The following is a 14315-nucleotide window of genomic DNA, read 5'->3' as shown; positions in this document are numbered from 1 at the left end:
GGGGCCGTCCGATGCTCGACCCGATCGCCATGATCCGCCCGCGGCGGCCGGTCACCGGCATGTCCGCCATCCTCCTCCCGTTCACCGACGACGGCGACATCGATTGGCCGGCGTTCGACGCGCACGTCGCCCGCACCGCCGCGGCCGGGCTCGTCCCCGCCGTCAACATGGACACGGGGTTCGGCAACCTCATCACCGACGACACCAAGTGCCACGCCCTCGACCGCACCCGCACCGTCCTCGGCGGCGGCCGGTTCGTCGCCGGGGCGTTCGTCGGCGACGCGCCGGGCAGTCGCTTCGATGCCGACGCCTACGCCCGCGCGATGGCCCCCATCGTGGAGCGCGGCGGCACCCCGGTCATCTTCCAGAGCTACGGCCTCACCAGGCTTCCCGACCCGGAACTGGTCGCCGCCTACGAGACGCTCGGGCGGCACTGCGACGGGCTGATCGGGTTTGAACTCGGCACCATGTTCGCCCCGTTCGGCAAGATTTACTCGCTCGACGCCTACCGCGGCCTGCTCGGCGTGCGGAAGCTGATCGGGGCCAAGCACTCGTCGCTCGACCGCGTGCAGGAGTGGGAACGCCTGCAACTCCGCGACGCGGTGCGGCCCGACTTCCTGGTGCTGACGGGGAACGACCTGGCCATCGACATGGTGATGTACGGCAGCGACTACCTGCTCGGCCTGAGCACGTTCGCGCCGGACCTGTTCGCGCTCCGCGACCGCTACTGGAAGGACGGCGACCCGCGGTTCCACGGGCTCAACGACGTGTTGCAGTACCTGGGGTTCTTCGCGTTCCGGGCGCCGGTGCCGGCGTACAAGCACTCGGCGGCGATGTTCCTGAAGCTCGGCGGCTGGGTCGGCTGCGACAACACCCACCCGCGGAGCCCGACGCGGCCCGACAGCGACCGCGCGGTGCTGAAGGGGATCGCGGAGATGCTGGGGGTGTGAATCTGCCGCCGCTTGCGGCGTAGCGCCGCGGCGCTACGCCGCAAGCGGCAGAACTCGTTTACTTACGCCGCCGGCGCGGCCGCTCGTCTTCTTCCTCGTCGTCGTCATCCTCGTCGCGGGGGCGGGCGGCCTTCTTCCCCTTCTTCCGCGGCCTTTCCTCCGGCTGCTTCCGCATCATCAGGAACGCGAGCAGTCCCAGCAGCGCCAGCAGCACGCCGCCGCCGAGGGCCAGCCACAGCCACAGGTTCGACGACGCCTTCGGCGCCGGCGTCGATACCGGCTCCGGCGGCGGGGCCGGCGCCGCCTTCGGCGCGGGCGCGGGGGCCGGCGTCTCCACCTTCGGCTCGGGCGTCGGCTCGGGGGTCGGCTCCGGCGGCGGGGGAGGGGGAGGCGGCGGGGCCGGCGCGGGCGTGTTCACCGTGGCCGTCAGCCGCGACGGGTCGATCAGCAGCCGCCGCGACAGGTCGGGCGTGAGGTTGGCCCGCTTCAGGAACAGCACCGCCAGCGCCGTGTTGATCGCCGGGTGGTCGGCCGGGTAGCCGCCGTCCTCCCAGCTGCCGTTCGGCTTCTGGTGGGTGCAGAGGATTTCGGCGCCCCACTTGTACCAGTCCTTGTTGTCCAGCTGCGCCACGTCGTACAGCACCGCGATCCGCTCCAGCGCCCACAGGTAGTACAGCCCGCCGGCCGCCTTCGGCGTCGGCCGGTCGCCGCCGACGAACCCGGTCGGCGCCCCGACCCGGCCCCCGAGCATCTTGAACGCCTTCAGGATGCGCGGGTCTTGTTCGGGCCGCACGTTCTCGTTCTTGTCCAGGTCGAGAGCGTGGCCGATCGCCAGGCCCAGCAGCGCGACGCAGGTGAGGGCCGGGGAGCCGCCCGACTTCCCCTCCGCGGAGAAGTCGTAGCCCCAACTGCCGTCGGCGGACTGGCTCGTCTGGAAGCGGCGGTTCAGCAGCGCGAACGTCCGCTCGGTCGGCACCTCGTGACGGCGGGCGCACCACAGGCCGATGGTGGCGAAGTGCGTGTTCGAGTTGTCCGTGGTGCCGACGATTGGGTCGTTCCGCTTGTCCTTCGGCTCGACGAGCGGCAGCCGGGCGGGGTCGATGAACGTCGGCAGGCCGCGGAGCTTGGCGGCGAGGTTGGCGAGGGTTTTGGTGGTGTCCGCGGCCGCGCCGGTCGCCAGCTTCGCCGGCGGCTTCGGGCGGACGTCGTCGGACATCTTGATGCACAGGCCCAGCGAGCCGGGGCGGTCGCGGAGGCTCGGCGTGCTGCCGGTCTGCGGCGGGTTCAACTGCTTCAGGGCGCCGAACATCAGGTTCGCGTCCGACTGCGGGACGATCGGCACCTTGTAGCCCCAGCCGCCGGTGCCGCTCTGGCCGGCGATGAGGCGGAGGGCCAGCCCCTGGATCAGCGGCTTGTCCTTCTTCTCGCCGACGCGGTCGAGGAAGATGATGGCGAGCGCCGCCTCGTACGTGTGGTCGATCTTCGGCTGCGCGGCGCGGACGACGTTCGCGGCCTTCTGGATGCCGGGGTCGTTCGGCGGGATGCCGGCCTCGATCAGGGCGATGCCGCACAGGGCGGTGTAGCCGACGGCCCAACCCCCGCCGGGGCCGACGTTCGTCCCCTTGCCCCACGAGCCGGCGGGCGTCTGCGTCTGGCGTAGGAAGCTCACGCCGCGGTCGACGGCCTCGTCGATGACGGCCTGGGTGAGCGGCCGGCCCGCCTGGGCGGGTGGTGCTTTTTTGGCGGGCGGTTGCACCTCGCCGGGCGGCTGTCCGGCCGGGGGCGGTTCTTGTGCGCCGCCGAGGCTCGTGGCGGCGAGGAGGGCTACGACCGCGGCGGCGCGGACCGCGGGCACCCGGGGGAGAGGCATGGATCGACCTCGGCGGACGGCGAGCCAGACGGGATACCCGAGCCTACCCCCGCAGTCGGGGGAGGGCAAGGACAAACCCGCGGTCGGGAACGTCGGCGTCGCCGTCCGCGAGGCGCGTGGTTACGAGACGGTGATCGTGACGTGCCGTGGCGCTCCCACGCCGGCCCGGCCGACGTGCGGAGGAGCTTGACGAAGACCGCGGTGTCGTCCAGCCCCTACGGGGCCGTACCCGAAGCGACGAACTTGTTACCGAAGAGGCGGATGGTCGCCCCGTCTCGGGGGAACGGACGCGCCACATCGGAGCGACTCCTGCGCTCGGGTGATCACGGGTCGAGCGGTCCGCTGCGACCCACGGCCGGTGGTCGTGCCCGGTGCGGATCGTCTTCAGCGCCACCTCCACTGGCAGCTCGCGGTGGCGGGCGTGGAACACCTCGCCCATGCCGCCGCCGTTCACCCGGCGGACCACGCGGTACGGCCCGATCACCCGGTCCGGCGTGGTGTCGCGGCCGGCGGGGGAGGGCGTCCGCGCGTCGGGGCCGGCGGTCGCCGTACGGCGTCGCCACGTCCGGGTGATACCGGGTGACCATCCGGCGTGTCGGGCACGGAGCCCCCGTTGAGGAACGAGAGCATGTCCTCGACGAGCCGGTCGTCGGCGTCGGGGCCGGAACCCGGCGGTACGTCGGCGTGGGGCATCGGACTCCTCGCTTCCCTACCCCTGAGTACGAGACCCGGCGTTAAAACCAGACAAACCCGGCGCCGAAATACGAAAAAACCGCGGCCGGGGCCGCAGTCGGGAGCGACACCCGGGGGCAACCGCCCCCGGGACAGCCACGTCGGGTTAGCCGACGAACACGCCGTTCAGGGTGTCGTCGAGCAGGAACTCGTACATCGCCGCGGCGGTGTTGCCGATGAGGGCCGAGCCGCGGTAGGCGGTCGCCACGGCCCAGTCGCCCTTGCCGCCGCCGGTCATCACGTCGATGAACTTGTCGCCGTCCAGGTTCTTGGCCGCCACCTTCACCCCGCCGCGGTTGTCGACGTTGCCGGCGAAGAAGTCGGCGAACACGGTCGCCGCGTTCCCGCCGACCGCCAGCAGGCTGCCGGCGTCGTAAATCTTCACCCGCGGGCCGCCGCCCGGGCCGGCCCCCGCGAGCAGGTCGCCGTGCCGATCCCGGTGCTGATGAGCCCGACGTCGCCGGTGATGATGTTGTCGCCGCCCAGGTTGATCAGCGCGCCCTTCTGATTGATGAAGCTGTACGGGTGCTGTTCCTGACCCGGGAGCGAGCCGAGGCCAAGCCCCTCCAGGACGATGTGCTCTTCCGCGAGAGTCAGAACCACGCCCGGGGCGGTGAGAGCGAGGTGGAGCGACGCCCCGGCCGACACGATCGTCGGCTGCTGGGCCGTCTTGCCGAGGGCCGTGGCCGGGACCACGTCGCCGAGCGACCGGTTGTTCTGAACCGTCACCCACCCCTGCTCGATGAGGGTGCGGCCGAAGTAGGGGTTGGCCTGCGGCAGGATCAGGTGCCCGGCCCCGAGCTTGACGAAGTCGGTGCCGCGGCCGCCGACGATGCCGATGGTGCCGGTCGTCGCCGGGTCCTGGATCGTCAGGCTGTAGTCGCTGCGGAAGTAGCTGTTGTCCGGCGTCGGGTGGCCGGGAACACCAGGTCGAGCAGGGTGCCGGGCGCGACCTGAGCCGGGCCCGAGTCGCCAACCCAGTTCGCCGCGGTGTTCCACAGGGAGTTGGCCCCGCCGCCGTCCCAGGTGAAAGTGGCCGGCGCCAGCCGGTCTTCGAGCGGCGTAAAGTTCAGCCCCGGGCCGGGAGTTCGGCCTGCGGCTTGCGGGACAGCCAGGGGGACCGGGCGTTCTTCGACATGTTCCTGCTCCCGCGGGTTCAACGAGGAGGTACGGCGCGTGTGCGGACCAGGGCGCGCGGGGTGGCCGCGCACGGATAACCGCCGGGTCGGCGGCGAACAACCGAACGCCGGGCAAGACTTTACAAACCGCCCCGCCCCCGCGCCGGGTGGGGCGACGGGTTGGGTTATCCCGGTTCGTCGGGTCGGCACTGCGGGCCGGGTTGTCGCAGCCGGGACGGTTCGGTCCGGGCAGGGACGGGCGCGTGGGGCTGGGCGAGACGGTCGGGTGAGTCTTGCGGGTCCGGAACGGGACGTACCCGTAGCGCGGCGCGACGGTCTACCATGAGCCGAGGCGGTTCAGCGGGCAGATTGGCGCCCACCCCGATTTCGCAGCCGCGGCACGGCCGGTTGACAGCCTCCGAAACTCGTGGGACACTCGGCCCACCACGCGAGGAATCCCACCGTGCGGATCACTCCCCGAGCCTGGGCTCTGGTTGCGGCGATAGTCCTTCCTGGAACGACAGTTGCGTCCGAGATTCGGCCCCCCAACGTCGTCCTCATTGTGGCCGACGACCTGGGCTACGGCGACCTCGGGTGCTATGGCGCGAAGAAGCTCCGCACCCCGCACCTCGATCAGCTCGCGGCGAAGGGCACTCGCTTCTCCAGCTTTTACGTCTCGCAGCCGGTCTGCACGGCCTCGCGGGCGTCGCTGTTGACCGGCTGCTACGCCAACCGCGTGTCGCTGTTCGGGGCGCTCAACCACCAGAGCACGGTCGGCCTCCACCCCGCGGAACGGCTTCTGCCCGAACTCTTGCGGGAGGCTGGGTATGCGACTGCGATCTACGGCAAGTGGCACCTCGGGGACCGACCGCCGTTCCTTCCCACCCGCCGCGGCTTCGACGACTTCGCCGGCCTGCCGTACTCGAACGACAACGGCCCGCTCCACCCGACGATGCCGGGCCTGCCGCCGCTGCCGTTCCTCCGCGGCGAGCGGGTGATCGAAACGAACCCCGACCAGGGCCGGTTCACGCGCCGGTTCACCGACCTGGCCGTCGAGTTCATCGGGGCGAACGCCCACCGGCCGTTCATTCTGTACCTGCCGCACGTGATGCCGCACGTGCCCATCTTCGCGTCGCCGGAGTGGCGGCACCGCTCGGCCGCCGGCGTCTATGGCGACGTGGTCGAGGAATTGGATTCGGGCGTGGGCGAAGTGCTGGCCGCCGTCCGCCGCCACGGCCTGGAGGCGAACACGCTGGTGCTGTTCATTTCGGACAACGGTCCGTTCCTGTCCTACGGCAGCCACGCCGGCAGCGCCGGGCCGCTGCGCGAGGGGAAACTCACGACCTGGGAGGGCGGGGTGCGGGTGCCGGGGATCGCGTACTGGCCCGGCCGCGTCCCGGCGGGGCGGGTGTGCGACGAGCCCGTCATGACAATCGACCTGCTCCCGACGCTCGTCCGACTGGCCGGGGCGAAGTCGCCGGCGCTTCCGATCGACGGCAAGGACGTCGGCCCGATCCTGCTCGGCGAGCCGAACGCCCGTTCGCCGCACGCCGCCTACTTCTTCTACGCCGGAGACGAGCTCCACGCGGTGCGGGCGGGGCGGTGGAAGCTCCACCTGCCCCACGACTACCTGACCGTGAACGGCCCGCCGGGCGAGGGCGGCAAGCCGGCGAACTGGGGCCGCGCGAAGCCGGAGGCGATGAGCGTGAGCGGCCTCCGCGGCATCGCCAGCCGTCATGGCTACCGGGTGGAGCGGACCGGGCAAGCGCTGTACGACCTGCACGCCGACGCGGGCGAAACTCGCGATGTCGCCGCGGCGCACCCGGACGTGGTGCGCGAGCTGCTGGCCCACGCCGAGCGGGCGCGGGCGGAACTGGGCGACGCGCTCACCCGCCGCAAAGGCACGGGCGTGCGGCCGTGTGGCGACTTGAAGCCGTGACGGTCACCGCCACTGCGGCCCATCAGGCGTGAGTTCCAGCGTCCGCCCCGGCATCGCGGCCGGCGCCGGGACCGAACCCAACGCCGACGGCTCACGGCCCCCGAAGCTCCGATCGAAGGCGTACCACAGGGCGCCGCCGGGCGTGTCCGGTGAGACGAGCCGGCTCGACCCCGTAACCTTCGTTTCGACCTTCACCACGATCTCGCCGGTCGCCACAGCCATGACCTCGGCCGAGCCGAGCCCGCCCTGCGACAGCAGGACGTGATCCGGCCCCCAGAAGGCCATCGCTGTGCCGCCCGCGCCGGGCCGGAGCGGGGCGGTACTCAGTCGCGCCCCCTTCGCCACGTCCCACACCGCGAGCGCGGTCAGCGGCTGCGGCGAGTACGTGGTGGTGATCGCGGCGAACCGCTTGCCGTCCGGCGCGAACGCGGCCCCGCGGAACCCGGCCGTCAGGCCTTGCACGAACGCCTCGGTCCTGGCCGTCCGCGCGGCCGTCGTGGTGTCGTGGAACGCGAACCCGGTGCCGTCGAAGAGCGCGAGCGTCTTGCCGTCCGCGGACAGGGCGGCGTTCTTCGCGCGCATGCTGAACCCTTCGCGCTCGACCATCGGCATCGAACTCGGCGGCCGGCCCGGCTGGCCGCACACCCGCGTCATCTTCGGCAGTTGCCACACGTCGAACCCGCTCGTCTCGTGCGCCGTGAGGAGCCGGTCGGGGCCGACGAACCCGACGAACACCAGCCCGGGGTTGGTGATCGCCCCCTTCTTCGAGTACGGCGTGAACCGGTACGACTGCTTCGACGCCAGCTCATGGAGCACGACCACGTCGCCGTCGAACGGTGCGGAGACGTGCACGGCGGCGTACCGGGCGGAGGTCGAGATGGCGACCCCGTTCACCGACTCGCCGTTCGGCAGGAGCACCCGCCCGACCAGCTCGCCGGTCTTCGCCCTGGCGACCGTCAGATTCTGGTCGGCGGTGAGGCCGGCGGAGCCGACGAGGCCGACGTACCCGTCCGGCCCGCCGCCGAAGGCGATCTGCCGCACGCCTTCGGTGCCGGCCGGCAGTGAGACGCCGAACAGCGGCTTCTTTGCCTCCACGCCAGCGGCCGGCCCGGGAACGGGGAATGGGACCGGACGGACTTCCGGAGCCGGGGCGGGTGCGGGTGCCGGGCCGCCCTTCGCCTCCAGCGGGCCGGCCTTCCTCATCGTCAGCGCGAGCACGATCCCGCCGACCAGGAGAAGCACGCCCGCGACGCCGCCGCCGACGATGAGGCCGATCGGCGGGCCGCCGCCGCGCTTCTTCCGGGGGCGGAACGGGTCGTGGTCGTCGTCGTCGCGCCTCCGCCGGCGGCGCGGGCGGTCGGCGTCCTCGTCATCCTCGTCATAGCGGGGCATGAGTACACCTCATCAACTGCGAGATGCAACGACCAACCCGGCGACCACCAATCCGCACCCGACCAGCAGCTGCGGCGTCGGCTCCTCGCCGAGCAGCAGCCACGCCAGGAGCACCGCGACGACCAGACTTCCCTTGTCGATCAGTGTCACGCCGGCGACCGGGCCTTGCTGGACGGCGCGGTAGTAACACACCCACGACGCGGCGGTCAGGGCCGCGGACAGGGCGAGGAACAGGACGTCGCGGCGGCCGAGCTTCGCGTACTCGTCGTTCGGCACGACCACGGCAGCGAACGCGAGCATGAACAGGAACACGAAGGCGGTGCGGACGGCCGAGCCCAGGTCGGCCGACACCGTGGCGAGGCCGATTTTGGCGACCACGGCCGTGGCCCCGGCGAACGCCATCGACGCCAGGGCGTACCACACCCAGCGGTCCACGACCGGCCCCTCGCGTCAGAGAACGACTTCCGGCAGCCCCGTCACCGGGTTGGCCAGCTCGTCGATGACTCGCTTCGCCAGCGCCGCGTACGCAGCCGACACGGGGGCGTCGGGGTACTTGCGCACGAACGGCTCGCCGGCGTCGCCGCACTCGGCGATGCGTGGGTCGATGGGGAGTTCGCCGAGCAGCGGCACGCCGATCTCGTCGGCCAGCCTCCGCCCGCCGCCGGAGCGAAAGATGTCGTACCGCTTGCCGTCGTCGCCGACGAAGTAGCTCATGTTCTCGACCACGCCGAGGACCGGCACCCGCACCTCCTGGAACATCTTCACGCCCTTGCGGGCGTCGATCAGGCTCACGTCCTGCGGCGTCGTCACGATGACGGCGCCGGTCAGCGGGGCGCTCTGCGACAGCGTCAACTGCGCGTCGCCGGTGCCGGGCGGCAGGTCGATCACGAGCGTATCGAGCTGGCCCCAATCGACCTGCCCGAGGAACGACTGCACCGCCTGCGCCACCTTCGGGCCGCGCCAGATGACGGCCTGGCTGGGGTCCACCAGGAAGCCCATCGACATCAGGCTGATGCCGTACTTCTCCAGCGGGAACGGCGTCGTCTGCGGGTTGACGGTGCCGAGGCCGAACATGATCGGCACGGACGGGCCGTAGATGTCGGCGTCCATGAGGCCGACTTTCTGGCCGGCCATGCGGAGCGCCAGCGCCAGGTTGGCCGCGACGGTGGACTTGCCCACGCCGCCCTTGCCGCTGGCGACGGCGACGACGTGCTTCACGCCGGGGAGTGAGAGCTTCGGGGGAGCTTGCGGGTTCATGGTGCGGACCTTGCGAGTGCGTTCAATGCATCCGAACGACCAACTCCCAATGACCCACCAACGACCAAGGAATACTTGCGGTTCTGTCCTAGGTCATTGGTGGGTCATTGGGAATTGGTCATTTCCCCGAGCCGCCGTAGCAACTCTAGTGGGTAAATTCCCGTGTCGTGGCCGTCGTTCCACTCGATCTGGTACGCGTACCGGCCGACGGGCCGCATCGCGGTCGGCGCCGGCGGCCCGGCCGCGGCCTCCTGCGGCGTCAGCACGCGGAACGGGTCCGGCGGCTTCTTGCCGTCCTCGGTGCAGGCCGCACACGGGCACGCCTTGCGGAGCGTCCGCCACGCGGTGAACGTGCTCGCGCCGTCGGCCCAGTCGATGCGGAGGCCGTCGCCCTCACGCCGCAGTGCCGTCGGACTCGCCGCCGTCGCCATCGCACGCCCCCGTTCGGTCGGACGCCGCTGATTATAGGTACGGCCGCCGGCCCGGGTTGCCTTGGCGTGCCACTCCGCGGCGAACCGGCGGCGTCAGCCGCCGGGTGGGAGCCGCGGACCACAGCCGTGCTTCCGCCCGGCAGCCGCGGGCCCGGGTTGCCTTCCCGCGGGCCCGGGTTGCCTTGACGTGCCGCTCTGCGGTCTGAACAATGACACTACCCCGCCCCCCCGGCCGCCCGCGGGCCGTCCCCGAGACCGAACGCGATGCCCTCCCGCCGCGCCCTGCCGTTCGTCGCCTTGTTCGCCGCGGCGTCGTTCGTCGGCTGTGGCGGTGGCGACGGGGTGAACTCGTACCACGCCCCGCGGGCCGCGGTCGCGACGGCGCCGGCCAACACCGGCAAGTACCGCCTCCTCGGAGCGATGGTGCCGGCCGACGAGCCGGTGTGGTTCTTCAAGCTCAGCGGCGAGTCCGACGCGCTCGCCAAGCACGAGGCCGGCTTCGACCTGCTGCTGAAGACGATCCGGTACAAGGGAGAGAAGGCGACGCCCGACTTCACGCCGCCCGCCGGTTGGAGCATCGGGCCGGGCCGCGCCGGGCTCGTTAAGCTGACACTCAAGCTGCCCGACCCGCAGCTGGAGGTCACGCTGGTGGCGTCCGGCGGCGGCGTCGAAGGGAACCTGGATCGCTGGGTAAAAATGCTCGGCAACGCCGCCGCCGCGGGCGACGAGGCGCGGTACACGACGAAGGTGGACGCCGCCGGCGGCCCGGTGCGGCGCGTGGACATCCGCGGCAACAAGAATCCGTCCGCCGCGCCGATGATGGGCAAGGGCCGCTGAGCCGTTCGGACGCACGAGGACATCATGACTCCGACCACGGTCGAACCCGCCCCGGCCTCCGAGCCGCGCCCCGGGCGCCAGCCGCACGACTACGCCCTGCTGGCACTCAAGGGGCTGGCGTCGCTGCGCCTCACCGTCTGGCTGTTCGGCTTCGCCGTCGCCCTCGTCTTCTTCGGCACCCTCGCCCAGATGGACAACGGCATCTGGACCGTCGTCGATCAGTACTTCTGGTCGTACTTCGTGTGGGTTCCCTCCGACCTGATCCGGCAGTTCTGTTCCGTGTTCCTCGCCGAGTGGGTGTCGAAGGACGCCCGCTGGGGCGGCGGGTTCCCGCTCCCCGGCGGCAAGCTCCTCGGCGGGGCGATGCTCCTCAACCTCATCGCCGCCCACATGGTCCGCTTCCGCCTCACGTGGAAGCGGTCGGGCGTCATCCTCATCCACTCCGGGCTCATCCTCCTGTTCGTCGGCGAGTTCGTCACCCGCGAGTTCGCCGTCGAGCAGCGGATGACGATCGACGAGGGCGGCTCCGCGAACTACGCCGAGGACTCGCGGCACGTCGAGCTGGCGTTCGTCACGCCCGACGGCGACAAGGACAAGGTCGTGGTGGTGCCGCAGAGCCTGCTACAGGGCGGCGGCAAGGTCAGCGACCCGGCCCTGCCGGTTGACGTGCAGGTGACCAAGTACATGGCGAACTCGTCGCTCCTCCGCGCGGCCGAGACGAAGGAGCCGAACCCGGCCACCGCGGGCCTGTTCGGCAAGATGTTCGTCGCCATCCCGAAGGGCGAGGAGTCGGGCGTCAGCACCGAGTCGAAGGTGGACATGCCGGCGGCCTACGTCACGTTCTTCCGCAAGGGGACGGGCGACAGCCTGGGGACGTTCCTCGTCGCCCTGCGGTTCTCGCTCCAGGAGCAGCAGGACGAACTGACGGTGGACGGCACCAAGTACCAGTTCGGGATGCGCTTCGCCCGCTACTACAAGCCGTACAGCCTGGAGCTGATCAAGTTCCGCTTCGACCGCTACCTCGGCACCGAGAAGGCGAAGAACTATTCGAGCCGGGTCATCCTCCGCGACCCCGACCAGCAACTCGAGCGCGACGTGACCATCAGCATGAACGACCCGCTGCGGCACCGCGGCGAGACGTTCTACCAGAGCAACTTCGACCACACGACCGAGAAGACGACGGTCCTGCAGGTGGTGAAGAACCCCGGCTGGCTGATCCCCTACGTGTCGTGCGTGGTCGTGTCGGCGGGGCTGCTGCTGCACTTCGGCATCTACTTCTCCCAGTTCCTCACCCGGAGGGCCGCGGTATGACCCCGACCGACCCCGCGCCCGCCCGCGCCCCGCGCCCGTCCGGCTGGTACCTCCCCTACGTCTGCCTGGCCGTCGTCGGCATGTACCTGGCGTCGGCGGCCGGGCGAATGAACCCGCCGCGGCAGCCGTTCGACCTCGAAGCGTTCGCCCGCATCCCGGTCGTGGAGGGCGGCCGGGTGAAGCCGCTCGACTCGGCCATCCGCCTGTACATGCGGTCGATCAGCGGCCGCGAGGAGTACATCGACCTGAAGGGCGACCGACAGCCGGCGATCAAGTGGTACCTGGAGGTGCTGGCGAGCAGCCGCGAGGAGAAGAGTTCGGTCTACAAGTACAAGGTGTTCCGCATCGACAACGAGCAGGTGCTCACCGAGCTAAAGCTGGCGCCGAACGCCGACCTGCGATACTCCGTGGAGGAGATCGGCAAGAGCATCAACGTCGTGCTGAAGACCGCGTCGGTCACGGCGCAGAAGCGGCAGGCGGGGCAGAAGGTCTCGCTGTACGAGACGAAGATGTCGGAGCTGGCCAGCCGGCTGCAGCTGTTCATGAACCTGGCTCGCTTCCGCGGGCTGGATCAGCAGTCGAACGCGCTGCTGCTCCTGCCGCCGCAGACGGACGACACGAAGTGGACGAGCCTCGGCGACTACCGCGACAACGCCCTCCGCGACGCCCTGCTCGCCGCGATGAACAAGCTGCGCGAGTTGCTCCCGGACGCCCGCATCAACGCCCTCACGGCCGACGAGGCGATCCAGCTGATCGGCCCCGTGGAGGGGATCGACCCGGCCCGGCTGTCGGCCGAGCAGAAGGCGGAGTTTCTGACGTCGGTGCAGGAGCGGCTGAAGATTAGCCCCGCGTTGATTCCGGACGAGGAGCGACGAGAGTGGGTCGAGACGGCGCTGCCGCTGCTGCCCCAGGCCGACCAGTCGGCGGTGCGGTCGTACCTCCGCTCCGAGGGGGAGGCGCGGCTCGTCGCCGACCCGGTGGCCGCCGCGTGGCAGGGGATGGTGACCGCGTACCGCGAGAACAAGCCCGACGAGTTCAACCGGATCGTCGCCGAGTACCACGCCAAGTACCTGGACCACGTCAGCCCGCGGGACAAGGCCGCGGTCCGCGTCGAGACGGGATACAACCGGTTCGCCCCGTTCTACTACTGCACCGTGCTGTACGGGATGGTCTTCCTCCTGGCCGCAGCCGGGCTGATCGCGTCGGCGTCGGAGAAGCCGGCGTGGGGCGCCGCACTCCAGAAGTCGGCCGGGTGGGTGCTGTACGCCACGGTCCTCGTCCACACCGCCGCGCTGATCGTGCGGATGTACGTGATGGACCGGCCGTTCGTGTTCGTGACGAACCTGTACTCGTCGGCCGTGTTCATCGGCTGGGGCTGCGTGGTGCTCGGCCTGGTGCTCGAGCGCATCTTCCGCATCGGCATCGGCAACGCCGTCGCCGGCGTACTCGGGCTGGCGACCACAATCGTCGCCCACAACCTGGCGACCGACGACACGCTCGAAATGATGCAGGCGGTGCTCGACACCAACTTCTGGCTCGCCACGCACGTTACCACCGTGACGCTCGGCTACACCGCCACGTTCTTCGCCGGGTTCCTCGGGGCCGTATACGTGCTGTTACAGTGCGCCACGGTCGTGAAGGACGGCTTCACCAGCCCGCAGCCGCCGTCGCTGGGCGGGCTGCTGTCGTTCGGCGCGGCCGCGGCCGGGATCGTGGGCGTGCCGATGATCCTGCTGTGGTTCTTCTGCACCGCCGCGGCCGCGAAGTTCGAGTGGTTCCACCCGAACATCCCGCTGGTGATCCTGGTGGTGGCCGGCGGCGCGGCCGCGTTCTACGCCGGCGGCCTGCTGTTCCTGAAGGCCGGCGACACCGCCGTGGACGCGAACGGGAAGCCGCTGGCGACCGGGCAACTCCCCGCGGCCGCGAAGCCGCTCGCCGGCATGGCCCTCGACGCCGAGAAGGGCAAAGTGCTCGGCCAGATGATCTACGGCGTCGTGTGCTTCGCCACGCTCCTGAGCTTCGTCGGCACCGTGCTCGGCGGCATCTGGGCCGACCAGAGCTGGGGCCGCTTCTGGGGCTGGGACCCGAAGGAGAACGGGGCGGTGCTGATCGTGCTGTGGAACGCGCTGATCCTGCACGCCCGCTGGTGCGGCATGGTGAAGACGCGCGGCGTCGCGGTGCTGGCGTTGTTCGGCAACGTGATCTGCGCGTGGAGCTGGTTCGGCACCAACCAGCTCGGCATCGGCCTGCACGCCTACGGGTTCGACACCCGCCTCGCCGACGGCTGCACTAACTTCTGGCTGAGCCAACTGCTCATCATGGGCCTCGGCCTGATCCCGGCACGGTTCTGGGCCAGCGCCACGCGGCGTCGCACGGAAGTGCCCGTGGTCGCAGTCGCGGCGACTACTGCGCCGGCCGCGGGGCCGACGGTGGTGAAGAAGAAGGCGAAGAAGCGTTGATCGGTTCTGCCGCTTGCGG

12 protein-coding genes are annotated in these 14315 nt (G+C 70.8%); 5 read left to right on the top strand and 7 right to left on the bottom strand.

What is annotated here, in order from left to right; translation table 11 throughout:
- Positions 1–11 precede the first annotated feature (11 nt).
- Entirely contained in the window at positions 12–950 is a 939-nt protein-coding gene (locus ETAA1_RS20355; RefSeq protein WP_145241700.1) for a dihydrodipicolinate synthase family protein, read from the top strand.
- 58 nt (positions 951–1008) lie between these two features.
- Here ETAA1_RS20355 and ETAA1_RS20350 read toward each other — a convergent pair whose 3' ends face one another.
- From ETAA1_RS20350 to ETAA1_RS20340, 3 genes are all read right to left on the bottom strand, one after another.
- The gene (locus ETAA1_RS20350; protein WP_145241698.1) at positions 1009–2820 is read right to left on the bottom strand and encodes a prenyltransferase/squalene oxidase repeat-containing protein; all 1812 of its coding nucleotides are present in this window, start codon (positions 2818–2820) and stop codon (positions 1009–1011) included.
- Positions 2821–3658: 838 nt separating this feature from the next.
- A complete protein-coding gene (locus tag ETAA1_RS20345) occupies positions 3659–3937 on the bottom strand; it encodes a hypothetical protein (protein WP_145241696.1) in 279 nt (92 codons plus the stop codon).
- Positions 3934–4551, bottom strand: coding sequence for a hypothetical protein (locus tag ETAA1_RS20340; RefSeq protein WP_145241694.1), 618 nt, complete (start codon positions 4549–4551; stop codon positions 3934–3936). The genes ETAA1_RS20345 and ETAA1_RS20340 overlap by 4 nt, the downstream gene beginning before the upstream one ends.
- A gap of 546 nt (positions 4552–5097) precedes the next feature.
- Between ETAA1_RS20340 and ETAA1_RS20335 the strand changes: the two genes are divergently transcribed.
- On the top strand, positions 5098–6609 hold the full coding sequence (locus tag ETAA1_RS20335) for a sulfatase family protein (RefSeq protein ID WP_315851278.1): 1512 nt from the start codon (positions 5098–5100) through the stop codon (positions 6607–6609).
- Positions 6610–6612: 3 nt separating this feature from the next.
- On the opposite strand, the gene ETAA1_RS20330 is transcribed toward ETAA1_RS20335, so the two are convergent.
- From ETAA1_RS20330 to ETAA1_RS20315, 4 genes are all read right to left on the bottom strand, one after another.
- Complete coding sequence (locus ETAA1_RS20330) at positions 6613–8001, bottom strand: WD40 repeat domain-containing protein (protein WP_145241690.1); 1389 nt, start codon at positions 7999–8001, stop codon at positions 6613–6615.
- Between the two features lie 12 nt (positions 8002–8013).
- A complete protein-coding gene (locus ETAA1_RS20325) occupies positions 8014–8436 on the bottom strand; it encodes an EamA family transporter (RefSeq protein WP_145241688.1) in 423 nt (140 codons plus the stop codon).
- A gap of 15 nt (positions 8437–8451) precedes the next feature.
- A complete protein-coding gene (locus ETAA1_RS20320) occupies positions 8452–9258 on the bottom strand; it encodes an Mrp/NBP35 family ATP-binding protein (RefSeq protein WP_145241686.1) in 807 nt (268 codons plus the stop codon).
- A 104-nt stretch (positions 9259–9362) separates the two neighbouring features.
- Positions 9363–9689, bottom strand: a complete 327-nt coding sequence (locus ETAA1_RS20315; RefSeq protein WP_145241684.1) for a DUF971 domain-containing protein — start codon at positions 9687–9689, stop codon at positions 9363–9365.
- A 264-nt stretch (positions 9690–9953) separates the two neighbouring features.
- Between ETAA1_RS20315 and ETAA1_RS20310 the strand changes: the two genes are divergently transcribed.
- Genes ETAA1_RS20310 through ETAA1_RS20300 form a run of 3 tightly spaced genes read left to right on the top strand, consistent with a single transcriptional unit; the run spans position 9954 to position 14296 of the window.
- A complete protein-coding gene (locus ETAA1_RS20310) occupies positions 9954–10526 on the top strand; it encodes a hypothetical protein (protein ID WP_145241682.1) in 573 nt (190 codons plus the stop codon).
- Positions 10527–10550: 24 nt separating this feature from the next.
- Positions 10551–11837 carry a cytochrome c biogenesis protein ResB gene (locus ETAA1_RS20305; RefSeq protein ID WP_145241680.1) on the top strand — a complete coding sequence of 429 codons (1287 nt, stop codon included), beginning with the start codon at positions 10551–10553 and terminating at the stop codon, positions 11835–11837.
- The gene (locus ETAA1_RS20300; RefSeq protein ID WP_145241678.1) at positions 11834–14296 is read left to right on the top strand and encodes a cytochrome c biogenesis protein; all 2463 of its coding nucleotides are present in this window, start codon (positions 11834–11836) and stop codon (positions 14294–14296) included. Before ETAA1_RS20305 ends, ETAA1_RS20300 begins: the two co-directional genes overlap by 4 nt.
- The last annotated feature ends 19 nt before the right edge of the window (positions 14297–14315 follow it).

The organism is Urbifossiella limnaea, assembly GCF_007747215.1.
Lineage (GTDB): Bacteria > Planctomycetota > Planctomycetia > Gemmatales > Gemmataceae > Urbifossiella > Urbifossiella limnaea.
This window is presented reverse-complemented; position numbering and strand designations above follow the sequence as displayed.